A 22585-nucleotide genomic window follows, 5' to 3' on the forward strand; every position below is an offset into this window, starting at 1 on the left:
ATGCACAACGTACCCGAGATACACACGTGCCCCGAGAGCAGAGTGCCGACGAGCCGACGCCACTGCGCGTGAGGCGCAGGAGGATCACGTTTTGGTCAAAGACATCCAGTCCGCGAACACACCTGAAGATCGAGCAGTCGCCCCGCGCACCCGTCCGCGGGTGAGCGCACGCACCGTCGTGAAGCCCCTGCGCTCCGTCGCCATCTTCGGTGCGGTCGGGGCTCTCGTGGCCGCCGTCGCCCTCCCCGCCTACGCGAACTCGCAGCCCGCGGAGTCCGCTGCCACCGTGCAGCAGCTCGCGGCCGTCGACGCCCAGTCGCTCGTGGTCGCCTCGCAGGCGACCGCCGCACCACTCGCGCGCGGAACCTTCAGCGCGACGACTCCCGACGAGATCGAGAAGAAGAAGGCCGAGGAGGCTGCGGCCGCTCGCGCGGCAGCGGCGGCGCAGACCGCATCCGCCGGCAGCCGGACCTTCGACATCGGCAACTACGCGCTCGTCTCGCCCGGTTCGGGCGAGGTCCGCTATCCGCTGCCGCAGGGCTCGTACAGCGTCAGCCGCACGGTCGGCGGCGCGCACAACGGCGCCGACATGCTAGCTCCGCAGGGCACCCCGATCTACGCCGCGGCCGCAGGCGTCGTGCGTCAGTCCGCCGAGAGCATCGGCGGCTACGGCGTAGCCGTCATGATCGACAGCGTCGTGGGCGGACAGCGCGTGCAGACCACCTACGGTCACATGACCTACGGCTCGCGTCAAGTCCAGGCGGGCGAGACCGTGGCCGCCGGCCAGCTCATCGGCTTCGTGGGGAGCACCGGTCGCTCCACCGCCAACCACCTCCACTTCGAGGTCTGGGTCAACGGCGGACTCTACGAGCCGATCGCCTGGCTCGCCGCGAACGCGGGCTGATCCGCCCGTTCGACGTGGACGCGCGGTGGACACGCCTTCGAGTGTTCACCGGGAGTTCGGCCCCGGGGCCGCTGTGATGGGTTAGCCTGAACCCGTTGTCGCAGAGGCGGGAGAGGCTGATGGATCGAATACCGAGCATCCGCACCATGGATGCCCTCGGTCGTCACGTCCTTCAGCATCGTCCGCAGGGGCGCCGCGGTGCAGCCGCGCGCATGAGGCGCTGTCAGTAGACAGCGCCTTTTTCGTCCCTGCGAACGCTTCTCCTCGGTGGCTTCGTGTGAGTCGAGAGTGCCGGGAAGCCGTCCCGGCGGATCGAGAGGATGGCGATGCGCACACTGGTACTGAACGCGGGATACGAGCCCCTGGCGATCGTGTCGTTCAAGAGAGCACTGGTCCTGGTCATGAACGACAAGGCGACCGTGATCGAACACATCGAAGATGATCCCGTGTGGGGGAGTCACGGGGTGTACGACCGTCCCGCCGTCATCATCCTCTCGCGCTATGTGCGCATCCCCGTCAGCAGACGCGTGCCGGTCACGCGTCGCGGGGTGCTGCGCCGCGACGACCACCGCTGCGGTTACTGCGGCAAGGCAGCCTCGACGATCGACCATGTGCTTCCGCGGTCGCGCGGCGGTGCCGACTCCTGGGAGAACCTCGTGGCCTGCTGCCTCCGCTGCAACAACGTCAAGAGCGACCGCACCCCGCAGGAGATGCGCTGGCAGCTGCGCTTCACACCGCGACCGCCGCACGGCACCGCCTGGACCGTGCGGGGGAGCGAGCGCAGCGACCCGCGGTGGGAGCCGTATCTGGCTCTCGCGGCGTGAGAGCCGGGCGAGTGGTCTCCCGTAGACTGGGATCACGCCTTCGTAGCTCAGCAGGATAGAGCAGCCCTCTCCTAAAGGGCAGGTCGCTGGTTCGAATCCAGTCGAGGGCACTCACTCCCGCGGTGCGGTCAGTCGCGTCCGCTCCGCCACAGCTTCGACGGCCACCAGATCACCTTGCCGAGATCGTAGGCGAGCGCCGGCACGAGCAGCGACCGCACGACGAACGTGTCGAGCAGCACGCCGAACGCGACGATGAACGCGAGCTGCACCAGGAAAAGGATCGGGATCACCGACAGCGCCGCGAACGTCGCCGCGAGCACGAGACCCGCCGAGGTGATCACGCCTCCCGTGATGGACAGTCCGCGCAGCACGCCCTCGCGCGTCCCGTGCGCGAGCGATTCCTCCCGCACCCGCGTCATCAGGAAGATGTTGTAGTCGATCCCGAGGGCGACGAGGAACACGAAGCCGTACAGCGGGACGGCGGGGTCGGCGCCGGGGAAGTCGAACACCCCGTCGAACACGAGCGCCGAGACGCCCATCGCGGTGCCGAACGACAGCAGGGTGGTGAGGATGAGCAGCACCGGAGCGAGGATCGAGCGCAGCAGCAGCATCAGGATCAGCATGATCACGACCAGGATCACCGGGATGATCAGGGTGCGATCGTGGATCGATGCGTCGTTCGTGTCCACGGCGGTCGCCGTCACTCCGCCCACCAGGGCGTCGTGCTGGTGCAGCCCTGCGCGCAGGTCGCGGAGCGCGTCCGCCGCGGCATCCGAGTCCGCCGCTTCGGTGAGCGTGCCCTGCAGCAGCACGTCGCCGTCGACGACGGTCGGCTCGGGCGCCGCGGAGCCGGGCGGGCCCACGGCGGTGATGCCGTCGGCCGTGACAGGCGCCGAGCCGCTCGGCGAGTCCGCGGACGTCACCGAGACGCCGTCGATGCGGTCATCGGCGAGCAGCACGTCGGCGGCCTCCTGCAGGCGGTCCTCGGCGACCACGACGTACACCGGGCTGCCCGAACCTCCGGGGAAATGCTCGCCCAGCGCGACCTGGCCGTCCCGCGCCTCCGAGGCGCCCAGCACGAGATCGGACTGCGGCACGCCGTTCGCGTTCAGCTGCAGCACACCCGAGGCGCCCGCGAGCAGCACGAGGGTCGTGACGATCCAGATCACCCGCGGACGCTTCGTGATGAGGCCGGCGAGGCGGGCCCACAGCCCCGTCGTGCGCATGCCGTGCTCCTCGGCCACGACCTCCGGCTCGAAGCGGGGTCGACGCGGCCAGAACACCGCCCGCCCGAACAGCAGCAGCAGCGCAGGCAGCAGGGTCAGCGCCGACAGCATCGCGAACACGATCCCGATCGCCGCGACCGGGCCCAGGGTGCTGTTGGATTTGAGGTCGCTGAGCAACAGGCACAGCAGGCCGGCGATCACGGTGCCGCCTGAGGCGACAATCGGCTCGACCGACCCCTTCCACGCGGCCAGCAGTGCCGCTCCCTTGTCCTGCGCGACGCGCAGCTCCTCGCGGAACCGCGCGACGAACAGCAGCGCGTAGTCGGTCGCCGCGCCGATCACGAGGATGAACAGGATGCCCTGGGTCTGGCCGCTCAGCAGCAGCACCTCGAACTTCGCGAGCCACCACACGACGAGCAGGGCGACGCACAGGGCGAACAGGCTCGTCGAGAGCACGACGAGCGGCAGCAGGAACGAGCGGTAAACGAGCACGAGGATCACGAGCACCGCGAGCAGCGCGACGCCCAGGAGCAGGCCGTCGATCCCGGCGAAGCCGGCCACGAGGTCGGCGCTGAATCCCGCAGGTCCCGTGATGTACACCGCGACGCCGTCGGGGGCCGCGGCGCGCAGCTCGTCTCCGAGCGCGGTCACGGTGTCGGCGAGCTCGGCGTCGCCCGAGATCGGGATGAACGCTTGCACGGCCTCGCCGTCGTCGGACGTCAGCGCCGGGGACACGTCCGCGCTGACGCCCTCGACCGAGGGGGCGTCGGCCACGGCGTCCGAGATCGTCTGCAGCTCGGCGTCTGTGAGGGATGCATCTCCGACGAACACCGCGATCGCGGGGATCGTGTCGCTGTCGCGGAAATCCGTGAGGAGCTTCTGCACCTGCGTGGCGTCGGAGGAGTTGGGCAGGTAGCTCGTCTGGTCGTTCGAGGAGACCTCGTCGACCTTGCCGAACAGGGGGCCGCCGAGTCCGGCGCCGACGAGCCAGACGAGGATCAGGGCGACGGGCAGCACGACCCGCATCCAGGAGTGCCGACGGGATCGCTCTCGCGTCTGGGGGATCTGATCGTTCGCGGGGCGGGACATCGAAGGCCTCTCGGTGCTGCGGGTGATGCGGGGATGCGGGATGTGGGGGACGGATGCCCAGGTCAGGAGACCCAGGCGAGGATGAGGATCATCGTGGCGAGGAAGCCCGCGATGTAGTTGAGCGCGATGAACCGGCGCCACGCGCGGTTCGTCGAGGCCGAGGTGTCGTCGGTCACGGTCCACCACGGGGCGGCGTTCACGATGTACGGGACCGCGAGCACCGCCGCGAGAGGACCGGGCCACGAGGTGAAGAGCATCGCGACGCCCGCGAGGACCCACAGGCCGATCGCGAGACGCACGGTCGCGCGAGCACCGATCACGGTCGCGATCGAGCCGATGCCACCCTCGCGGTCCGGCGCGATGTCCTGCACCGCGCCGAAGGCATGCGCGGCCATCCCCCACAGGAAGAACGCCACGAGCACGATCACGAGGGTCGGCGTGACCGGAGCGCCGGCGAGGGCGAGGCCCACGATCGCCGGGGTGACGAAGTGCAGGCTCGAGGTGGTCGAGTCGAGGAACGGCCGCTCCTTGAAGCGCAGGCCGGGTGCCGAGTACGCGATCACGGCGAACACGCTCACTGCGAGCCAGATCCAGGACGCCGGATTCCCGACGATGACGAGGTAGATCAGGAAGGGGAGATTCGACAGCACGGCGGCCCACAGGGTCGCGCGGTGGATGCGGGGAGCGAGCAGCGCGCCCTCGATGCCGCCCTTGCGCGGGTTCGCGAGATCTGAGGCGTAGTCGAACACGTCGTTGATGCCGTACATCGCGAGGTTGTACGGCACGAGGAAGTACAGCGTGCCGATCACGAGCGTGAGATCGACCTCGCGCGTCGTCAGCAGGTAGGCGGCCGCGAACGGGAAGGCGGTGTTGATCCAGCTGATCGGACGCGAGGACAGCAGGATCTGTGCGGCGTCGCGCGTGCGAGAGGTGCTCATCCGCTGTGCTCCTCGTCGGTCCTCGGAGCGCTCTCGCGGTCGCCAACCCCGACCTTCGCGTCGCGTCGGGCGCGGAGCAGCATCCACAGAGCCGGAAGCAGCACGGCGCCGGCCAGCGGGTAGGCGAAGTCCTCGATCGGCGCGAGGCCGATGTGCACGTCGAGCAGGTGGCCGGTGGAGTAGTGGAAGAGTCCGCTGGCGATCATCACGGTGTCGAACACCGCGGTGAGGACGAACAGGACGGCGATCGTGACGGCGATCGCGGCCGGTCGCGCGCGGCGACCCCGGGGCGTCGCGAGCGTCAGCGCGATCGCGGCGACGCTCGCGGCCCCCGTGAACCAGGCGGACAGCTGAAGGTAGGTCATGGTGTCCGGCCCTCCCGCGCGCGACGGCGCAGCGCGTCGAGCACGCGGACCGCTCCCGTGAAGACGACCATCGTGCACACCACGAGGAAGACCAGGAACACCGGCTCCTCGAGCGGCAGCTCGGGTGCCAGCAGGATGCCCGTCGCGATCACGCCCTCCCCGCGGAAGAAGATGCCTCCGGCGATGCCGGCGACGTCCCACACCAGGAAGAACACGAGTCCGACGAGCACGACCACGGATGCTGCGAGCGGATCCCGCCAGAAGAACAGACGGAACCTCCAGTCCAGGAGCAGCATGCATCCCAGGGTGACGAGGAGAGCCGTGAGGTAGACGATGCCCATCACGCTGTCCCGCTCGTGGAGCGGACGGGAACCGGGAGCGGGCCGCCCGAGTGGTCGCCTCGGATGCGCTTGAGCACGATCTCGGCGCTGATGAGGCACATCGGCACGCCGACCCCCGGCGCCGTCGTGCCGCCCGCGTAGTAGAGACCCGAGACGTGGCGCGAGGCGTTCTGGGCCCGGAACATCGCACTCTGCGACAGGATGTGCGCGGGCCCCAGCATCCCGCCGCGCCAGGAGTGGTAGTCGTCGCGGAAGTCGGCTGGTCCGAGCGTCTCGCGCACGACGATCCGCTCGCGGAGGTCGTCGATGCCCGCCCATGTGGAGATCAGATCGATCGCGGTGTCCGCCGCGCGCTCCACGAGCTCCGAGCCGCCGCCGTCCGATCCGCCCGCGCCGATTCCGACGTCGGCCGGGATCGGCACGAGGACGAAGAGGTTCTCGTGCCCCTCGGGCGCCACAGTCGGGTCGGTCGCGCTCGGGCGGCATACGTAGGTGGATGCGGGGGAGGGGATCGCAGGATGCTCTCCGAAGATCGCGTCGAAGTTCGCATCCCAGTCGTCCGTGAAGAACAGCGAGTGGTGCGGGAGCTCGGGCAGCGCGCCCTTCACGCCGAGCATGACGAGCACGGCGCCGGGACCGCTCGTACGCCGCTGCCACCACGACTCCGGATAGGTGCGCAGGTGCGGCGGCAGCAGCACCGTCTCGGTGTGGTGCAGGTCGGCAGCCGAGACGACGATGTCGGCGTCGATCGCCCGGGCGCTGCCATCGGCGGCGCGCCATTCCACGCCGGAGATCGCCGTGCCGCGCCCGGCGCCCGCGGTGCGGATCGCCGTGACCTCGGCATCCGTCACGATCGTCGCGCCCGCGTCGATCGCGGTCTGCGCGATGCGCTCGATCACCCGCCAGAAACCGCCCTGGGGGTAGCTGACGCCCTCGTCCAGGTCGAGGGCGCTCATAAGGTGGTACATCGCCGGCGCGGTGCGCGGATCGGTGCCGAGGAACACCGCGGGGTATCCGAGGAGCTGCCGTAGAACAGGGTCGCGGAAGCGCCGAGCCGCGAAGGACTGCAGCCGCGTGCCCAGCAGGGTGGCGAGGCGGGGGAGCGCGCCCAGCACCTCGCGCGCGGCGAGCGTGCGCAGACGCGTGAAGGGGTTGTAGAGGAAGTACCGCTCGGCCATGGTGCGCGCGTCGTGCGCCGAGTCGAGGTAGTCGGCGAGCCGTGCCGCGGCGCCCGGTTCGCGCGACTCGAACAGCGCGGAGACCGCGGTGCGTCCGGTCGGGATGGTGATCGGCTCGGTGGTGCGCCCGTCGGCTCGGGGTGCGCGGAAGACGCGATACCCGGGATCGAGGAGTGCGAGATCCAGCTGCTCGTGCGTCGATGTGCCCATCATGGCGAAGAAGTGGTCGAAGACCTCGGGCATGAGGTACCAGGAGGGGCCCGTGTCGAAACGGAAGCCCTCGCGCTCGATCGTGCCCGCGCGTCCGCCGACGCGGCCGTTCTTCTCGAGGATCGTCACCTCGTGGCCGTCGCGCGCGAGGAGACCTGCGACCGCGAGGCCGGCGACGCCCGCGCCGATCACCACGACCCGGCTCACCGGTCGCGCTCCGTCGCGGTCACGAGCACGGCGCGCGCCGCGAGCAGCGCCTTGACGGGATCGGGCACGCGGACCCGCCTCTCGTAGAGCGTGGCGGCCGGGGTGCGGGCGACGCGACGCATGAGGGCCTCGAACAGGGCGTGGGCACTGCGCACCGCCGCTCGCGCGTCCTTCGGGAGCAGCGGGATCGACCGCCGCGCGTCATCGAGCTGCCCGCGGATCGTGCGCACCCAGTCATCGCGATCCGCGTCGGTCAATCGCCCCGACTCCGCGAGATACCCGCGCTGCAGGCGGTCCGTGTCGTCGGCGAGGTCGCGCAGGAAGTTCACGTTCTGGAACGCCGCACCGAGCTGACGCGCGCCGTGCTCGAGCGCTGCGCGCTCCTCGTCCGACCGCGTCTCCTCGTGCAGGAACACCCGCAGGCACATCAGCCCGACGACCTCGGCCGAGCCGTACACGTAGCGCTCGTGCGCATCGGCGTCGAAGGCCGTGAAGTCCGACGGCGCGGAGATGTCGGAGGCCATCGAGTCGAAGAAGGGCTGCGTGAGGTCCTCGCCGATGCCGCACTCCCTGGCCGTGCGCGCGAAGGCGTGCAGGACGAGGTCGGTGCTGTAGCCCTCCCTCATCGACCGGTGCGTGGCCGCGATGTACGACTCCAGAGCCGCGGACTGTGCGGAGGCATCGAGTCCCGCCTGCGCCGCGACCCCGTCGACGATCTCGTCGGCGATGCGCACCATGGCGTAGATGTTGCGCACGTGCTGGCGGTGGCGTTCGCCGAGCAGGCGGGTGGCGAGGCCGAAGGAGGTCGAGTACGCGCGGATGACGTCGGTGGATGCCGTGTCCGCGGCGCGGCTGAAGCGGCCCAGACCCGCTGTCGACGACTCCTCGCGGTCGGCGCTCATGCCTGGCGGCCTTCCAGTCGGGTGACGGTGTGCAGGATGGCCCCCGCCGCGTCCGGGCCGATGTCGCCCGACAGCTCGGCATCCGCCAGCAGCGAGTGCACGGCGTCGAGCTGGTCGCCGATCAGATCGATCGCGAAGCCCTCCGCACCGCACTCCCGCAGCAGATCGCGGATTTCCCCTGCCTCCTGCAGGCTGAGATCGGATGCTCCGAAGCGGCGCGCGATGCGGGGCCAGGCGGCGGTCGAGCGGGCGTACGCGATGATCGCCGTCTCCTTGCCCTCGCGGAGGTCGGAGAACGCGTCCTTGCCGTGCGCCCGGTGGTCGCCGAACACGCACAGCAGGTCGTCCTGCAGCTGGTAGGCGAGGCCGATGTGACGCCCGACGCTCGTGAGCGTGCGCTCGGTATGCGGTGAGGCACCCGCGAGCAGCGCCGCCGCGCGCAGCGGGAGGGAGAACGAGTAGGTCGCGGTCTTGTACACGCTCATGCTCAGCACGGTGTCGAGCTCGGGGGCGACGATCCCGTGGCTCAGGGCGACGTCGGTGTGCTCCCCCGCGACGGTCTCGAGGATGGTCTGCTCCATGAGGTCGAGCAGCCCGAGGCGGACATGGTCGGGGACGTCGGCGCGCGCGAAGCCCATCACGGCGGCGGTGAGCAGCAGGTCTCCCATGAGGATCGCGCTCGACCGCGCCCAGTGCAGGGCGCCCTCTTCGGTGGCCCCCGGCGTGCTCGCCGCGAGCGAGCCGATGAGGTTGGGGCGACGACGACGTGTGAGGTCGCCGTCGATCACGTCGTCGTGGAGCAGGAAGGCGTAGTGCAGCAGTTCGATGTGCGTGGCGACGTCGATCGCCGCGAGGGGCGGGTCGGCCTCCGTGTCGTCCGTGAGAGCGCGATGGATGTCGAGGAGCAGCCGCGGGCGCACGAGCTTCCCGCCCAGGGAGTGATCGGCGGCCGCGCGCCAGAGCGCGGCGAACTCGGTGCCGTAGCGCTCGGCGTGATCGCCGTGATGCGTGAACCGCCGACGCAGTGCCTCCTCGATCCGGATCCCCATGTCCTCGTGAATCGCCGTCGGCGACATGGTCAGACCGCCCCGCGGGAGCGGAGCAGGGGCAGCTGCTCGACGAGCCAGGGGCTGAAGGCGAAGGGCGTGGCCGCGACGGCCGTCGCGAGCTCGCCCGGATCGACCCAGGCCCATTCCGCCACCTCGTCGGCAGCGGGGGTCAGGGGTCCGCTGGCCCGGGCGACGTGCACGGGGCAGACCTCGTTCTCGACTATTCCGCTGGCGTCGACGGCGCGGTACCGGTAGTCGGCGAGCTCGAGGGAGATGTCGGCCAACTCGAGGCCGAGCTCCTCGCGGGCTCGCCGCTCGACGGCATCCGCGATGGTCTCGTCCGGGCGGGGGTGACCGCAGAAGCTGTTGGTCCAGACTCCGGCCCAGGTGCGCTTGGAGAGCGCGCGGCGTGTGACGAGGAGGCGGCCTGCGTCGTCGAGGACGTAGCACGAGAACGCGAGGTGGAGGGGGGTGTCGGTCGTGTGGACCTCGTTCTTCGCGATCACTCCGATCGCGTGTCCTTCGGGGGAGAGGAGGGTGACCTCGTCCATGCGGTGTTCCTCCTCGGTCTCGCCGGCGTCATGTCATTTTCGCTAGCTTGGCTAATTATCAACATAACATGAATCCAATGGTGTGTAGCATGATGGCATGAACGACGGAGTCGGCGCCAGCCCCTTGAGCGGGGTGGCTACGAGCGCGCCCGCGGCCGGCGACGCGATCTCCCCGGACGGACTCGCTCACGCGGCCATCTACGACGTCGAAGCGAGCGATCCGCGCAGCGTCCTGATCGACCGCACCGGTGTGGCGCCCGCGGATCTGCGGCAGATCGCAGAGCTCATGGGAGCGCTCGGTGAACTGCGCGACGCCGAGCAGAAGCTGTCGCTCGCGTCGCGGCGGTACATGCGACTCAATGAGACCGACATGAGGGCACTGCACTATCTGATCGTGTGCGCGAACCGCGGGGCGGTCGCCACACCGGGCGGCATCGCGACGCACCTCGGCATCTCGACCGCGTCCACGACCAAGCTCCTCGACCGGTTGGAGAAGGGGGGGCACATCGTGCGCTCACCGCACCCGACGGATCGTCGCGCGCTCGCGATCACGATCACAGCGGAGACCCGGCGCGCGGCCATGGAGACGGTCGGCGCACAGCAGGCGAAGAGGTTCTACTCGGCGGCGCGACTGTCGGCCGAGGAACGCGATGTCGTGATCCGGTTCCTCACCGACATGGCGCAGGAGATCGCGCTCCGGGATGAGCCGTGGGCCCAGGCCGGAGACGCGACCTCCGAGTGAATCAATGCGCGGCGTTGTACGCCTCGACGACCGGCGCGGGGATCCGGCCCCGCTCCGACAGCGAATATCCGTTGTCATTCGCCCACGCGCGGATCGCCGCGACCTCGGGGTTGCGCGAGGCGCGCTTGCGCGGCGCTCCCGACCGGGAGGACGACCGCGGAGCCGCGGCCGAGCCGGCGCGGCGGCCGGCCGTGATGTACGGCTCGAATGCCGCACGCAGCTCCTCCGCGTGCGCCGCATTCAGGTCGATCTCATAGGAGGTTCCGTTGAGCGAGAAATGCACGGTCTCGCCTTCGCCGACTTCCAATACGCTGCCGTCGATGTCATCGACCAGCTGATGCACAATTCTTTTCGCCATGCACAAGACAATACCGGTGGCCTCGAAATGCGCCACTCACATTTCGCCGCAATTCGTTTCTCCTCAGCGGATCGAATACGCGCTTCAGGGCAGAAGCCCTGCTCGCCGCGCTTTTGCGACCGCGGCGTGCCTCGTCGACGCATCGAGTTTCGACATCGCCGTGCCGAGGTATGCCTTGACCGTGCCTTCGCGCAATCCGAGCTGCGCGGCGATCTCGGCATTGGTCGCGCCGAGGGCGGCGCACGCGAGCACGTCGGTCTCCCGTCGCGACAGATGCACGGTCGGGACGGGGCCGGTCGAGACCGCGGGAGTGTCCCCTGCGAGAGCCACGAGGCGGCTCTCCACCTGCGCGATCCGCGCGCGCAGCCCTGCGTCGTCCACCGACGCGGCGATGCTGCGGAGCTCCGCGAAACTCTCCCGAAGCTCCTCCCGCTGCTGGGGCGCGACGCCGTCGGCGACCGGCGTCGCCTCGCGCAGGCGCCGGGAGACCTCGTCGCGGATGCGGAGCTCCTCCGCCACGGACTGCGCGACGCTCATGGCCGGGGCCGTGGTGACGCCGTCCTCGGGGGTACGATCCCAGGCGCCGGCGTAGAGGACCCCTCGGGGCCGACCGGCCACCACGATCGGGAGAGCGAGCAGCGTGCGCAGTCCCTCACCGAGCACGAAGACGTCGTAGTCGTGCGTGATCTGCTGGGAGGAGCCGTAGTCGTTCGTCATCCTTGGCCGCAGCTCGATCATCGCGCGACCGCCGAGACCACGCTCCGGCCGAACCCGCAGCCCGTCGAGGCTGTGCGTGCGGTTGCCGACGATGCTGGTGACGCTCACCACGCCCTCGTCGATCAGGCCACCGAAGGCGACCGGGAATCGGGTGCGCTGAGCGAGCTCGCGCACCGCCCTGGCGACGAGCTCCGTCTCGGATTCGATCCCGGCCACAGTGCTCACGAGTACCTACTTTCGGGGGTGACGACGCCGTTCCCCGTTTCGTAGCGTCGACCCTACCACTCGCTCGGCACGACCGGGCGGGCCCGACGACCATGAGGCAAGGAGGCCCCATGACCGACCACACAACGGGCGATTCGGCAGGTGCGATCGATTACGTCGCCGTCGAGGAGTCGCCACGATTCCGCACTCTCAAGAGAACCCAGAGATCGTTCATCTTCCCTCTCGCCGCGTTCTTCCTCGTCTGGTATTTCGTCTATGTCCTGCTCGCCGCATTCGCGACCGATTTCATGTCGCAGCGGGTCTGGGGTGACATCACCGTGGGCCTGCTCTTCGGGCTCGGACAGTTCGTGACCACGTTCGCGATCACGATGGGATATGTCGCTTTCGCGAATCGCAGACTCGACCCGATCGCGAGCGAGATCCGCGAGGAACTCGAGAAGGCGCAGGAGGGAGCATGAACGCCGAGAGCAATCCGATCCTCAACATCTCGATCTTCCTGGCATTCGTCGCGGTGACGCTCTTCATCGTGATCCGTGCGAGCCGCAACAACAAGACCGCGGCCGACTACTACGCCGCGGGGCGCTCGTTCACCGGGCCGCAGAACGGCTTCGCGATCGCGGGGGACTATCTGTCCGCGGCATCCTTCCTCGGCATCTGCGGTGCGATCGCCATCAACGGCTACGACGGCTTCCTCTACTCGATCGGGTTCCTCGTGGCCTGGCTCGTGGCGCTGCTGCTCGTCGCCGAGCTCATGCGCAACACCGGCAAGTTCACGATGGCCGACGTCCTGTCGTTCCGTCTCAAGCAGCGTCCCGTGCGCATGGCAGCCGCGATCACGACCCTCGCCGTGTGCTTCTTCTATCTGCTCGCGCAGATGGCGGGAGCGGGCGGTCTCGTCTCGCTGCTGCTCGGCATCGACGGACGGGTCGGGCAGTCGATCGTGATCGCCGTGGTGGGTCTGCTCATGATCCTCTACGTGCTGATCGGCGGCATGAAGGGCACCACCTGGGTGCAGATCGTGAAGGCGTTCCTGCTGATCGGCGGCGCTCTCGCGATGACGATCTGGGTCCTCGCGATCAACGGCTTCAACCTCAACACGCTGCTCGAGGCCGCGGTCGCGAACTCCGACAAGGGCGAGGCCATCCTCGGCCCGGGGCTGCAGTACGGAGCGAACCCGTGGGACTTCCTGTCTCTCGGCATGGCACTGGTGCTCGGCACGGCGGGTCTGCCGCACGTGCTGATGCGGTTCTACACCGTGCCCACGGCCAAGGAGGCGCGGCGGTCCGTGGTGTGGGCGATCTGGCTCATCGGCGGCTTCTACCTCCTGACGCTCGTGCTCGGATACGGGGCCGGGGCGCTGGTGGGAGCCGACGTGATCGCCGCAGCGCCCGGTGGGCCCAATTCCGCCGCGCCGCTGCTCGCTCTCCACCTCGGCGGACCGCTGCTGCTCGGGTTCATCTCCGCGGTGGCGTTCGCGACGATCCTCGCCGTGGTCGCCGGTCTCACGATCACGGCGGCCGCCTCGTTCGCGCACGACATCTACGCGAACGTGATCCAGAAGGGCAAGAAGGATGCCGAGGGGAAGCCCGTCGAGGCCGACCCGAACGCCGAGGTGCGCGTGGCCCGTCGGACCGTGATCGTGATCGGCATCCTCGCGATCGTGGGCGGGATCGGCGCGCAGGGGCAGAACATCGCCTTCCTCGTGGCTCTGGCCTTCGCCGTCGCGGCCTCCGCGAACCTCCCGACGATCCTGTACTCGCTGTTCTGGCGCCGGTTCACGACGCGGGGTGCGGTGTGGAGCATGTACGGCGGGCTGGGTTCGGCGATCATCCTGATCGTGCTGTCGCCGGTGTTCTCGGGGTCGCCGACCTCGATGATCCCGGGGATCGACATCGTGCTGTGGCCGATGAACAACCCGGGGATCGTCTCGATCCCGCTCGGGTTCCTGCTCGGCTGGCTCGGCACGATCACGAGCCGCACGAAGGAATCGCGGACGCTCGCTGCGGAGATGGAGGTGCGCTCCCTCACCGGATTCGGCGCCGAGAAGGCGGTCGATCACTGACGCGGTCGCCCGGCACGAGGACCCCGACGGCCTACACGTCGGGGTCCTCGTCGTCTCCGGTCCCTGCTGTCCGCGGAGTACCGGCGTCAGCGGTGTCTCTCCAGGTCGAGCAGGTAGCGCTTGCGCTCCGGGTGCGCGCCATAGTGCCCCGGCGACCCGTCGGAGCGGACCACACGGTGCACCGGGACGATGATGGAGAACGGGGTGTTGCGGCAGGCCGTGCCGACTGCGCGCGCGGCGCCGGGATGGCCGGCGAGGACCGCGATCTCGCCATAGCTCACGGTCTCGCCCCACGGGATGGTCGTGATGGTCTGCAGCGCGTGTCGCGTGAAGCCCTCGGCGAGGCGCCAGTCGAGCGCGAGGTGCTCGTGGAACGCCACGGGGGCGCCGTCGAAGTAGTCGTCGAGCAGCGCCGTGAGCTCCTCCGCCGCGCCGGGGTCGGGCTCCGGGACCGCGCGCAGTCGCTGTGCGACGCCCTCGAGCAGCCACGGGACCGACGGATCGTCGGCCTCGGAGAGGTCGAAGCGGACGATGCCCTCCTCGGAGAACACCGCGAGGGCGTCGCCGAAGGGCGTCGGAGCGAAGTCGTAGCGGAACGTCATGACTCCATCCTGGCGTTCCACCCTCGCTCTCGGACCTGCTCCGGTCGGTCCTCCCCGCAGCGGGGGAGAAGCTGACTCGACCGGTTGACTGTGGAGGGCGAGTCGTACGGGTGCCGCTGCGGGCGCAGAGCGGCGGAAATACGGTGAAACCCGCCCGGGATACCGCCGTCTCGCCGGGTCGCGCCTAGGGTGTGAGTGTGTGGCGACGTGAAGGCAGGTCTGCGGATGACGCAGCGACCGACGCCTCGGTGACCCTCGGCGAACTGCACGACTCCTCGTCGGGTGTCGACGTCGCCCACGCGGCCGAAGCCGAGCGCACCCGTCTGCGCGCCGAGGCCGCCGACCTCGGCGGCGCATCGCCCCTCGTGACGTTCCGCGACACGGTCGAGTCCGGCATCGACATCTCGAAGGCGCATCCGGGCAGTCTGCCCCAGTTCATCACCGGCAAGTCGACCCTCCTCTCCAACCTCTTCCGGGACGAGGTGGGCCTGCGCACCGCCCGTCTCGCGGCCGAGCGCATCACCGCCAAGAACACGGAGTTGCGCACCGTGCGCGGGATCGAGGCCGTGCATCTCGCCGTGGGAGTCGCCGGATGGCGCATCGGCGGCGCCGACTTCGCTGCCCCCGTCCTGCTGCGTCCTCTCGCGATCCGCCGTCACCACTCCGATTTCGAGCTCAAGCTGCAGGGGGCCTTCGACGTCAACCCCGAGCTCGTGCGCATCGCCCGCGAGCACTTCGGCATCTCGATCGACGCCGAAGCCCTCGCCGCACTGGCCTACGACGGCGGCATCTTCAAGCCGCAGCCCGTGATCGACAGCCTGCGCACCACGACGCGCTCGATCGACACGTTCACGGTGCTGCCGCGCCTCGTCGTCTCGACCTTCGCCGACGTCGGCGGGGCGATGTCGCGCGACGGATCGACGCTCGACCACACGGTGCTCAACGCCCTCGCCGGACACGTCGGGGATCGCGAGCAGGTCTCCGCTCGCCGTCCCGCCCCGCACCACACGGGCCCGGACGACCGCGCACCCGCCTCCGACAACCTGCTGCTGGACGCGGATGCCGAGCAGGAGGCCGTGCTCGCGCGCATCGCCGCCGGGCATTCGCTGACGGTCGCGACGCTGCCGGGCACTGGTGGCACACAGACCGTGATCAACGCCGTGGGGGAGCTCGTCCGCGGCGGCAAGCGCGTGCTCGTCGTCTCGGCGCGCCGCTCGACGCTCGACGGCGTGCGTCACCGGCTCGCAGGCATCGGCCTCGACAGCCTCGCGGTGTCGCCGGCCAGCGTGCGCCGCGACCTCGTGCGCGCCATCGGCCGCAACGAGAAGGCCACCGCCCCCAAGGTCTCCGACGTGGACGATGCGCTCGTGCGCCTCCGCACGGTGCTCCGCGACTACCGGCGCTCGCTCACCGCGCCCATCGCCGGCACGCAGGCCACGGTGCTCGATGCGACGCGCCACCTGACGCGGCTCGCCTCGCTGCCGCATCCGCCCTCCACCACGGCGCGACTGAGCGCCGAGACGCTGCGCCGTCTCGCGGATGACCGCGCCTCCGCTGCCGCCGCGCTCGCGCAGGCCGCGCGCCTGGGCGAGTTCCGCTTCGGGCCGGACGACTCCCCCTGGTACGGAGTCACGTTCACGAGCACCGAGGCGGCACGCGCTGCCCATCAGCTCGCCGGTCGCTTGAACTCCGACAGCGTGCCCGCCCTGCTCGAGCGCGGGTACGCGCTGATCGCGCAGACGCACATGCGTCCGTTCGCGACGATCGACGAGCTGGGGGAGTACCTCCGGCTGCTGCAGGGCATCCGGGACTCGCTCGACCGATTCAGTCCTACCGTGTTCGAGCGACCGCTGGGCGAACTGATCCAGGCTCACGGCTCCCGGCGCGACGCGCCGGGTATGTCGAGCGCCACCCGTCGACGCCTCAAGCGGCTGGCCAAGGAGTACGTGCGCCCTGGCGTGCACGTGACCGAGATGCACGAGGCCCTGCTGCGGATCCAGACGCAGCGCACGCACTGGCAGCGGTGCGTCGATTCCGGCGTCGCGCCCGAGATCCCGCTCGGCCTCGGGGACGTGTACGTCGCCTGGCAGCGCGTCGCGGCGGAGCTCGCCGAACTCGACGCGGCGCTCGGACGTCGTGAGCCGCTGTCGACGCTTCCGGTCGCACGGCTCGTCCGCATGCTCGCGGGCCTGGCGGCCAAGTCCGACGTGTTCGACAACCTCGTGGAGCGCGCCCAGCTGCGCGATCGCCTGGCGGACCTCGGTCTGGAGCCACTGCTCACGGAGCTCTCGGTGCGGCATGTCGCGGAGGACCGCGTGGGCGACGAGCTCGAGTTCGCCTGGTGGCAATCCCTCCTCGAACGGGCTCTGCAGGACGACCGGGCGCTGCTCGGCGCGAACACCGCCGTGGTCGATCGTCTCGAGCGCGACTTCCGCCTCGTCGACGAGGCCCACGCGGCGATGGCCGGCCCGTTGCTCGCCTGGCAGCTCGCGAACCAATGGAGGATCGCGATCGTCGACGAGCCGCAGGAGTCGCAGCACCTGCGGCGCGCTCTCAAGCAGCAGACGACCACCACCGCCGAGATCGTCAGCGCCGCGCCGACCCTGGTCGACGTCCTCGCGCCGGTGTGGATCTCGTCGCCGTACCTGGTGCCCGAGATCCCCGACTCCGTCGAGTTCGACGCCGTGCTGCTCGTCGACGCCGCCGCGGTGAACCTCGCGGAGGCCGCCCCGGCGATCCGCCGCGCCCGCCAGGTCGTCGCGTTCGGCGACCCCGTGACGCAGCGCCCGACACCCTTCCACGTCGCGGTCGACCCCGGAGCCGACTGGGAGCCCGAGGTCGAGTTCGACGACACCTCCGTGTTCGAGCGCCTGTCGGAGCTGTTGCCCGTCATGACCCTCACCCGCAGCTATCGCGCGGGAGGCGAGGACCTCGTCGAACTCATCAACGACGCGTTCTACGGCGGCGAGATCGTATCTCTGCCGTGGGCCGGCTCGTATCTCGGCCGAGGCAGCCTCACGGTCGACTACGTGGAGGGCGGTGTGGGAGCCCCGGATCCGATCTCCGGCGCCGTCGAGAGCCCCGACGCCGAGGTCGCCCGCGTGGTCACGCTCGTCGTCGAGCACGCGGTGCACCGTCCGGAGGAGTCGCTCATGGTCGTGACCGCGAGCCGACGTCATGCCGAGCGCGTGCGCGCCGCCGTGACCTCCGCGTTCGCCGGACGATCCGATGTCGCCGACTTCGTCGGGCGCGACACGGCCGAGCCCTTCGCGGTGCTGACGCTCGAGGAATCGGTCGCGGAGAGCCGGGATCGCGTGATCCTCTCCCTCGGCTTCGGCCTCACGAAGCACGGCCGCGTGCTCAGCGACTTCGGCGACCTGTCCACGCCCGACGGCGAGCGTCTGCTCACGGTCGGTATGACCCGCGCGCGGCGCTCGATGGTGATCGTGTCGTCGATCCGGCCCTCGTCATTCGACGACGGTCGGCTCGAGTTCGGCGCCGCCACGCTCATGTCGATCCTCGGCGGCCTCGCCGTCCGCGGTCGGGAGGCTCGGCTCGAGGATCTCGCCGATCCGCTGACCCTCGCTCTCGCGCGGGAACTGCGCCGACTCGGAGCAGCGGTCGACGTCGACTACCGGGGACTGCTGCCGCTCGTCGCCCAGCACGCCGGCAAGGCGGTCGTGATCGAGTCCGACCCCGAGACCCGCGGGGAGTCGCTGCGCGAGACCCTTCGACTGCGCCCGCATGTGCTCCGCCGGCTCGGATGGCACTACGTGCGGGTGCACGCGTTCGACCTCTACAGCGACCCGGTGACGGCCGCGACGCGCATCGCCGGGGTTCTGGGCATCTCGCCTACGGCTGTGCGCGCCGAGGACGACACGCAGCCGATCGACATCGTCGATCCGCGCCATGACTGACGACCCGGAGCGACCGGAGCGGCGGATGGAGCCGCGTCAGAAGGTCGAGCGCGTGCGGGGTTCGCGACGTGCGCGACTCACCCCGGTGGTCGGCACCGATACGGCGCCGGAGACAGCAGAGCGGCGGGAGCCCCCGGCATCCGGTCCGAAGGGCCCGAAAGGGCCCAACGACGATCGGATGCTCGGCGACGTCCCGCCGCACTACTGACGGATCCGCTCCGCGCCTGTCCTCAGTCGCGGGCGGCGTTCCGCGCGAGCAGGTCCCGGATCTCGACGAGCAGCTCGGCCTCGGTCGCGGCCGCGGGCTCCTCCTGCGGCTCCTCGGCCGGGGTTCCCTTGCGCGCCTCGACATGCTTCTTGAAGGTGTTCATCGGCAGGACGAACACGAAGTACACGACCGCGGCGACCGCGAGGAAGCTGATGACCGCCGAGATGAGGTCACCGAGCGGGAACGTGACGTCGTTGCCGTAGATGTTCTTGACCGTCGGCCCGAACTGCCCGGTGGCGTCGGCCTCGAAGAACAGCGCGACGAGCGGGTTGATGATGCTGTTCACGATCGCGGTCACGATCGCGGTGAACGCGGTGCCGATGACGACGGCCACGGCCAGGTCGATGACGTTCCCGCGGAGCAGGAAGTCCTTGAAGCCCTTGAGCATGAGATTCTCCGTTCGGTCGGTGAGATCGGGGGATGGTCGGGGGTCAGGAGGACGAGGATGCTGCGGCCGGGGCCGAAGGAGCGCTGGACGACGAGCTCGACGACGAGCCGGACGAGGACGAGCCGGGGGAGGACGAGCCAGACGACGACGAGCTCGACGGCGAAGCGCTCGACTCCTTCTTCGTGCCGGACGCGCCGCGCGAATCGGTGCGGTAGAAGCCGGAGCCGTTGAAGGTCACGCCGATCGATCCGTACTGCTTGCGCAACTCGCCCCCGCATTCAGGGCAGACGGTGAGCGCGTCGTCGGAGAAGCTCTGGACGGCGTCGAAGGCATGACCGCACGAGCGGCAGGCGTAGGCGTAGGTGGGCATGGGTCCTCGGGGGTGTCAGCGTCGCTCGGGCGACAGGAGAAGGGTGCGGGTGGGGGTGACGACTCCCGTGACGGGCTGGTCGTGCACCTCTCTCGGCAGGGAGTCGAGCACCTCGGAATCATAGATGACCGCGTAGACGGGCGGGCACTTCTCCATGGATCCGATGGTCTTGTCGAAGTATCCGCGACCCCAGCCCATGCGCATGCCGGTGCGGTCGACGGCCGCCGCCGGGATGATCATGAGGTCCACGTCGTTGACGGCGATCGGTCCGAGGAGCTCTCCGGTGGGCTCGGGGAGGCCGTACATGCCCTCGGTGATCTCGTCGTCGTCGGTCGCGACGGCCCAGTCCAGCAGGCCGTCGGCCCGGGTGACCGGGAGCAGGACGCGTATGCCGCGCCGCACCGCCGCCAGGACGAAGTCGCGGGTTCCCGGCTCTGTCGTGGTGGAGAGGAAGCAGGAGATCGACTCCGCGCCGAGCTCGGCGACCAGCTCGTCCAGACGCAGCGCGATCGCGGAGGCGGCGCTCTCGCGCTGCGCATCGCTCAGCAGCTGCCGCCGCTCGCGGAGCTCGGCGCGCAGCGCACGCTTCTCGTGCTCGACGTCGTTCGACATGCCTCCGAGTCTACGGCGGCGGCCCCGGTAGGCTGTGGAGATGGGCCACCACAAGATCAAAGCCGTCATCCCCGCCGCAGGACTGGGCACGCGATTCCTGCCAGCGACGAAGGCGATGCCGAAGGAGATGCTGCCCGTCGTCGACAAGCCGGCGATCCAGTACGTGGTCGAGGAGGCCGCGAACGCCGGGATCGAGGACATCCTCGTGATCATCGGCCGCAACAAGAACGCGATCTCCAACCACTTCGACTCCGTGCCGGAGCTCGAGGTGAAGCTCATGGAGAAGGGCGACACCGGTCGTCTCGAGCGTGTCATGAAGTCGAGCGACCTCGCCGACATCCACTTCGTCCGCCAGGGCGAGCCCAAGGGACTCGGCCACGCCGTGCTGCGCGCGCGCACCCACGTCGGCGACAGTTCCTTCGCGGTCCTCCTCGGCGACGATCTCATGGACGAGCGCGACCCGCTGCTGACCGAGATGATCGCCGAGCACGAACGCACCGGCGCCGCCGTGATCGCCCTCATGGAGGTGGATCCCTCCAGCATCCACATGTACGGCGCCGCCGCCGTCGAGGACATCGAAGGATCGGATGCCGTGCGCATCACCGGTCTGGTCGAGAAGCCGGCGCAGGAGGACGCGCCCTCGAACCTCGCGATCATCGGGCGCTACGTGCTGCCCGCTTCCGTGTTCGACGTGCTCGAGCGCACCGAGCCCGGCAAGGGCGGCGAGATCCAGCTGACCGATGCGCTGCAGGTCCTCGCGACCGACCCCGACGGGCCGGGCGTCGTCGGGGTGATCTTCCGCGGGCGTCGCTACGACACGGGTGACCGCGTCGACTACATCAAGGCGATCGTCCAGCTCGCCTCCGACCGCGAGGATCTCGGCCCCGAGCTGCGTCCCTGGCTCAAGGAGTTCGCGGAACGCCTCTAGGCGCTGCGCGGCGTCGGGACGCGGGAATGGAACAGGCCACGGGGATGCGGCACGGCGCGATCGAACTGCGTCTGGTGCGCTCGCGCGACGCGCGCGCACTGCAGCACGAGCTGCTGTCGAACCGTGCGTGGCTGCAGCCGTGGGAGGCGACGGTGCCGTACGGCTCGGTGTCGTTCGACATGCGTCTGAGCATCCGACGCCTCCTGCAGCAGTACCGTGACGGCGCCGGCTACCCGTTCGTCATGGAGTACGGCGGCGAGATCGCCGGCCAGCTCAACGTGTGGGGCGTCGCGCGCGGGTCGCTGTGCTCGGCGACGATCGGCTACTGGGTGAGCGAGCGCTTCGCCGGACGCGGTATCACACCGACCGCGGTGGCGCTCGCGACCGACGCGTGCTTCACGGAGTACGGACTGCACCGCATGGAGATCTGCATCCGCCCCGAGAACGCCGCGAGCCTGCGCGTGGTGCAGAAGCTCGGGTTCCGGTACGAGGGTCTCCGTCGGCGCTACATCCACATCGACGGCGACTGGCGCGACCACTACGCCTTCGCGTTGACGAGGGAGGATGTGCCCCAGGGTGTGCTCGCGCGGTGGCTGGGCGGACAGGCTCCGCTGCACGCCGCGGACATCCCGCCCTCGGACCGTCTGACCATCTGAGGCGAACCCGCCCGCGACACGCGCCCCGACTGCACGGACGGACGAACCCGACTCCCGTACCGTTGTCGACATGGACGGGCCGGTGCTGAGCGGAGGAGTGATCGTTCTCGTCGCCGTGCTCCTGTGGCTGCTCTATCTGCTGCCGTCGTGGCGCGGACGCTTCCAGTACGACGCCGCCGAGCGCAACGCCGTGCGCCTCAACCAGGCGCTGCGTGTGCTCGCCGAGACGAGCGAGACCCCCGACGAGGTGCGCCTCGAGCTCAACGCCCGCACCGCGCTCGCGCAGCAGAAGCTCGCGAAGCGGCTGCAGTCCGAGAAGGAGGCGGCGGAGCTCGTCGCGCTGCGGCAGCAGCTCGCTGCCGCGAAGGCCGACCCCGTAGTCCGTCAGGCGCGGGCGCGTCGGCGTGTGCGGGTGGCCGCCACGACCCTGCTTCTAGCCGGACTCGCCGTCACGGGTCTGGGTGTCTGGCAGCTCGTCGTCGCACAGACTCAGATCCTCGTGTGGCTGGGCGGCGTGACGGTCGTCGTCGCCGCTCTTCTGCTCCAGCGGATGGCTTCGGTCGCGGGACGCGCCGTGCGCCGGACAGTGGTAAGCGAGCCGCCCGTCGAGGAGCGCGTGTCGCCGCCCCTGCACGACCAAGGACCCGCGACGTGGACGCCGCGTCGGCTTCCCGAACCCCTCGTGTCGGTCGCCGGCTCCCGTGCGCAGGTCGCTCGTGCCGAGATCGACGCGCAGGAGGAGATGCGCAAGGCCGCTCGTCTCGCCGAGCTGCGGGAGAGGGCGGAGCGGATGGCTCCGGCCGCCCCGGTGCGCCTTCCCGCTCCGGCGGCGAAGGAGCCCGCAGCGTCCTCGCCCTACGCGGCGATGGGATTCGTCGACGATGCGGAGATCGAGGCGCACGTCCGCGAGATGCTCGCCCGTCGCGCCGCCGGGTGACCTGCGCGGCGCGGACACG

General features: G+C 70.0%; 24 protein-coding genes, 1 tRNA gene and 1 pseudogene. 12 read left to right on the plus strand and 14 right to left on the minus strand.

Features of this window, described 5'->3' with window-relative positions; genetic code table 11:
- Positions 1–160: 160 nt before the first annotated feature.
- From MRBLMX7_RS15560 to MRBLMX7_RS15570, 3 genes are all read left to right on the plus strand, one after another.
- Entirely contained in the window at positions 161–904 is a 744-nt protein-coding gene (locus MRBLMX7_RS15560; protein ID WP_050722663.1) for a M23 family metallopeptidase, read from the plus strand.
- Positions 905–1230: 326 nt separating this feature from the next.
- A complete protein-coding gene (locus MRBLMX7_RS15565) occupies positions 1231–1728 on the plus strand; it encodes an HNH endonuclease (RefSeq protein ID WP_050722943.1) in 498 nt (165 codons plus the stop codon).
- 36 nt (positions 1729–1764) lie between these two features.
- Positions 1765–1838: transfer RNA gene (locus MRBLMX7_RS15570), tRNA-Arg, on the plus strand.
- 18 nt (positions 1839–1856) lie between these two features.
- Here the strand turns inward: MRBLMX7_RS15570 and MRBLMX7_RS15575 are convergent.
- The 8 genes from MRBLMX7_RS15575 to idi form a co-directional block, all read right to left on the minus strand.
- Complete coding sequence (locus tag MRBLMX7_RS15575) at positions 1857–4043, minus strand: MMPL family transporter (protein WP_363369842.1); 2187 nt, start codon at positions 4041–4043, stop codon at positions 1857–1859.
- 62 nt (positions 4044–4105) lie between these two features.
- On the minus strand, positions 4106–4981 hold the full coding sequence (locus tag MRBLMX7_RS15580) for a prenyltransferase (RefSeq protein ID WP_363369844.1): 876 nt from the start codon (positions 4979–4981) through the stop codon (positions 4106–4108).
- On the minus strand, positions 4978–5346 hold the full coding sequence (locus MRBLMX7_RS15585) for a lycopene cyclase domain-containing protein (protein WP_363369846.1): 369 nt from the start codon (positions 5344–5346) through the stop codon (positions 4978–4980). Before MRBLMX7_RS15585 ends, MRBLMX7_RS15580 begins: the two co-directional genes overlap by 4 nt.
- A complete protein-coding gene (locus tag MRBLMX7_RS15590) occupies positions 5343–5687 on the minus strand; it encodes a lycopene cyclase domain-containing protein (protein WP_363370959.1) in 345 nt (114 codons plus the stop codon). Before MRBLMX7_RS15590 ends, MRBLMX7_RS15585 begins: the two co-directional genes overlap by 4 nt.
- A complete protein-coding gene (crtI, locus tag MRBLMX7_RS15595) occupies positions 5687–7282 on the minus strand; it encodes a phytoene desaturase family protein (protein ID WP_363369848.1) in 1596 nt (531 codons plus the stop codon). The genes MRBLMX7_RS15590 and crtI overlap by 1 nt, the downstream gene beginning before the upstream one ends.
- Positions 7279–8184 (minus strand): phytoene/squalene synthase family protein, encoded by a 906-nt coding sequence (locus MRBLMX7_RS15600; RefSeq protein WP_363369849.1) that lies wholly within the window; start codon positions 8182–8184, stop codon positions 7279–7281. The genes crtI and MRBLMX7_RS15600 overlap by 4 nt, the downstream gene beginning before the upstream one ends.
- A complete protein-coding gene (locus tag MRBLMX7_RS15605; RefSeq protein ID WP_363369851.1) occupies positions 8181–9233 on the minus strand; it encodes a polyprenyl synthetase family protein in 1053 nt (350 codons plus the stop codon). Before MRBLMX7_RS15605 ends, MRBLMX7_RS15600 begins: the two co-directional genes overlap by 4 nt.
- A gap of 29 nt (positions 9234–9262) precedes the next feature.
- On the minus strand, positions 9263–9784 hold the full coding sequence (gene idi, locus MRBLMX7_RS15610; protein ID WP_363369853.1) for an isopentenyl-diphosphate Delta-isomerase: 522 nt from the start codon (positions 9782–9784) through the stop codon (positions 9263–9265).
- Positions 9785–9881: 97 nt separating this feature from the next.
- Between idi and MRBLMX7_RS15615 the strand changes: the two genes are divergently transcribed.
- Positions 9882–10526 (plus strand): MarR family winged helix-turn-helix transcriptional regulator, encoded by a 645-nt coding sequence (locus MRBLMX7_RS15615; protein WP_363369855.1) that lies wholly within the window; start codon positions 9882–9884, stop codon positions 10524–10526.
- 1 nt (position 10527) lies between these two features.
- On the opposite strand, the gene MRBLMX7_RS15620 is transcribed toward MRBLMX7_RS15615, so the two are convergent.
- Both MRBLMX7_RS15620 and MRBLMX7_RS15625 read right to left on the minus strand, forming a co-directional pair.
- Entirely contained in the window at positions 10528–10920 is a 393-nt protein-coding gene (locus MRBLMX7_RS15620; RefSeq protein WP_363369857.1) for a histone-like nucleoid-structuring protein Lsr2, read from the minus strand.
- 48 nt (positions 10921–10968) lie between these two features.
- Positions 10969–11826: a LuxR C-terminal-related transcriptional regulator gene (locus tag MRBLMX7_RS15625; protein WP_363369858.1), complete on the minus strand. Its 858-nt coding sequence runs from the start codon at positions 11824–11826 to the stop codon at positions 10969–10971.
- A gap of 110 nt (positions 11827–11936) precedes the next feature.
- Between MRBLMX7_RS15625 and MRBLMX7_RS15630 the strand changes: the two genes are divergently transcribed.
- Both MRBLMX7_RS15630 and MRBLMX7_RS15635 read left to right on the plus strand, forming a co-directional pair.
- Positions 11937–12284, plus strand: coding sequence for a DUF485 domain-containing protein (locus MRBLMX7_RS15630; protein ID WP_050722674.1), 348 nt, complete (start codon positions 11937–11939; stop codon positions 12282–12284).
- Complete coding sequence (locus tag MRBLMX7_RS15635; protein ID WP_363369860.1) at positions 12281–13888, plus strand: solute symporter family protein; 1608 nt, start codon at positions 12281–12283, stop codon at positions 13886–13888. The genes MRBLMX7_RS15630 and MRBLMX7_RS15635 overlap by 4 nt, the downstream gene beginning before the upstream one ends.
- An 86-nt stretch (positions 13889–13974) precedes the next feature.
- Here MRBLMX7_RS15635 and MRBLMX7_RS15640 read toward each other — a convergent pair whose 3' ends face one another.
- Positions 13975–14490, minus strand: coding sequence for a methylated-DNA--[protein]-cysteine S-methyltransferase (locus MRBLMX7_RS15640; RefSeq protein ID WP_363369862.1), 516 nt, complete (start codon positions 14488–14490; stop codon positions 13975–13977).
- A gap of 197 nt (positions 14491–14687) precedes the next feature.
- On the opposite strand from MRBLMX7_RS15640, the gene MRBLMX7_RS15645 reads away from it, so the two are divergent.
- Complete coding sequence (locus MRBLMX7_RS15645) at positions 14688–18407, plus strand: AAA family ATPase (protein WP_363369864.1); 3720 nt, start codon at positions 14688–14690, stop codon at positions 18405–18407.
- A complete protein-coding gene (locus MRBLMX7_RS15650; protein WP_363369866.1) occupies positions 18400–18615 on the plus strand; it encodes a hypothetical protein in 216 nt (71 codons plus the stop codon). The genes MRBLMX7_RS15645 and MRBLMX7_RS15650 overlap by 8 nt, the downstream gene beginning before the upstream one ends.
- Before the next feature lie 22 nt (positions 18616–18637).
- Here the strand turns inward: MRBLMX7_RS15650 and mscL are convergent, their stop codons facing one another.
- The gene (mscL, locus tag MRBLMX7_RS15655; RefSeq protein WP_363369868.1) at positions 18638–19063 is read right to left on the minus strand and encodes a large conductance mechanosensitive channel protein MscL; all 426 of its coding nucleotides are present in this window, start codon (positions 19061–19063) and stop codon (positions 18638–18640) included.
- Between the two features lie 32 nt (positions 19064–19095).
- On the opposite strand from mscL, the gene MRBLMX7_RS18710 reads away from it, so the two are divergent.
- On the plus strand, positions 19096–19278 hold the full coding sequence (locus MRBLMX7_RS18710; protein WP_414685155.1) for a hypothetical protein: 183 nt from the start codon (positions 19096–19098) through the stop codon (positions 19276–19278).
- A 14-nt stretch (positions 19279–19292) separates the two neighbouring features.
- On the opposite strand, the pseudogene MRBLMX7_RS18715 reads toward MRBLMX7_RS18710, so the two are convergent.
- Together MRBLMX7_RS18715 and MRBLMX7_RS15665 are read right to left on the minus strand one after the other, a co-directional pair.
- Positions 19293–19433 (minus strand): annotated as a pseudogene (locus tag MRBLMX7_RS18715) (FmdB family zinc ribbon protein); the annotation flags it as partial.
- A gap of 15 nt (positions 19434–19448) precedes the next feature.
- Complete coding sequence (locus MRBLMX7_RS15665; RefSeq protein WP_363369871.1) at positions 19449–20045, minus strand: 5-formyltetrahydrofolate cyclo-ligase; 597 nt, start codon at positions 20043–20045, stop codon at positions 19449–19451.
- A 40-nt stretch (positions 20046–20085) separates the two neighbouring features.
- Between MRBLMX7_RS15665 and galU the strand changes: the two genes are divergently transcribed.
- From galU to MRBLMX7_RS15680, 3 genes are all read left to right on the plus strand, one after another.
- Entirely contained in the window at positions 20086–20973 is an 888-nt protein-coding gene (gene galU / locus MRBLMX7_RS15670) for a UTP--glucose-1-phosphate uridylyltransferase GalU (protein ID WP_363369873.1), read from the plus strand.
- 44 nt (positions 20974–21017) lie between these two features.
- Positions 21018–21629, plus strand: coding sequence for a GNAT family N-acetyltransferase (locus MRBLMX7_RS15675; RefSeq protein WP_363370962.1), 612 nt, complete (start codon positions 21018–21020; stop codon positions 21627–21629).
- A 70-nt stretch (positions 21630–21699) separates the two neighbouring features.
- Positions 21700–22566, plus strand: coding sequence for a hypothetical protein (locus MRBLMX7_RS15680; protein ID WP_363369875.1), 867 nt, complete (start codon positions 21700–21702; stop codon positions 22564–22566).
- Positions 22567–22585: the final 19 nt, after the last annotated feature.

It is taken from the genome of Microbacterium sp. LMX7-1.2 (assembly GCF_040675935.1).
In the GTDB taxonomy this organism is placed as follows: Bacteria; Actinomycetota; Actinomycetes; order Actinomycetales; family Microbacteriaceae; genus Microbacterium.

Bases quoted from the DNA above. Each gene is read 5' to 3' on its own strand.
- mscL (WP_363369868.1), bottom strand. From the start codon at position 19,063: ATGCTCAAGGGCTTCAAGGACTTCCTGCTCCGCGGGAACGTCATCGAC.
- MRBLMX7_RS15635 (WP_363369860.1), top strand. From the start codon at position 12,281: ATGAACGCCGAGAGCAATCCGATCCTCAACATCTCGATCTTCCTGGCA.
- MRBLMX7_RS15650 (WP_363369866.1), top strand. From the start codon at position 18,400: ATGACTGACGACCCGGAGCGACCGGAGCGGCGGATGGAGCCGCGTCAG.
- MRBLMX7_RS15600 (WP_363369849.1), bottom strand. From the start codon at position 8,184: ATGAGCGCCGACCGCGAGGAGTCGTCGACAGCGGGTCTGGGCCGCTTC.
- MRBLMX7_RS15640 (WP_363369862.1), bottom strand. From the start codon at position 14,490: ATGACGTTCCGCTACGACTTCGCTCCGACGCCCTTCGGCGACGCCCTC.
- galU (WP_363369873.1), top strand. From the start codon at position 20,086: ATGGGCCACCACAAGATCAAAGCCGTCATCCCCGCCGCAGGACTGGGC.
- MRBLMX7_RS15615 (WP_363369855.1), top strand. From the start codon at position 9,882: ATGAACGACGGAGTCGGCGCCAGCCCCTTGAGCGGGGTGGCTACGAGC.
- MRBLMX7_RS15585 (WP_363369846.1), bottom strand. From the start codon at position 5,346: ATGACCTACCTTCAGCTGTCCGCCTGGTTCACGGGGGCCGCGAGCGTC.
- MRBLMX7_RS15675 (WP_363370962.1), top strand. From the start codon at position 21,018: ATGCGGCACGGCGCGATCGAACTGCGTCTGGTGCGCTCGCGCGACGCG.
- idi (WP_363369853.1), bottom strand. From the start codon at position 9,784: ATGGACGAGGTCACCCTCCTCTCCCCCGAAGGACACGCGATCGGAGTG.
- MRBLMX7_RS15580 (WP_363369844.1), bottom strand. From the start codon at position 4,981: ATGAGCACCTCTCGCACGCGCGACGCCGCACAGATCCTGCTGTCCTCG.
- MRBLMX7_RS15590 (WP_363370959.1), bottom strand. From the start codon at position 5,687: ATGGGCATCGTCTACCTCACGGCTCTCCTCGTCACCCTGGGATGCATG.
- MRBLMX7_RS15565 (WP_050722943.1), top strand. From the start codon at position 1,231: ATGCGCACACTGGTACTGAACGCGGGATACGAGCCCCTGGCGATCGTG.
- MRBLMX7_RS15665 (WP_363369871.1), bottom strand. From the start codon at position 20,045: ATGTCGAACGACGTCGAGCACGAGAAGCGTGCGCTGCGCGCCGAGCTC.
- MRBLMX7_RS15680 (WP_363369875.1), top strand. From the start codon at position 21,700: ATGGACGGGCCGGTGCTGAGCGGAGGAGTGATCGTTCTCGTCGCCGTG.
- MRBLMX7_RS15605 (WP_363369851.1), bottom strand. From the start codon at position 9,233: ATGGGGATCCGGATCGAGGAGGCACTGCGTCGGCGGTTCACGCATCAC.
- MRBLMX7_RS15630 (WP_050722674.1), top strand. From the start codon at position 11,937: ATGACCGACCACACAACGGGCGATTCGGCAGGTGCGATCGATTACGTC.
- MRBLMX7_RS18710 (WP_414685155.1), top strand. From the start codon at position 19,096: ATGGTCGGGGGTCAGGAGGACGAGGATGCTGCGGCCGGGGCCGAAGGA.
- MRBLMX7_RS15575 (WP_363369842.1), bottom strand. From the start codon at position 4,043: ATGTCCCGCCCCGCGAACGATCAGATCCCCCAGACGCGAGAGCGATCC.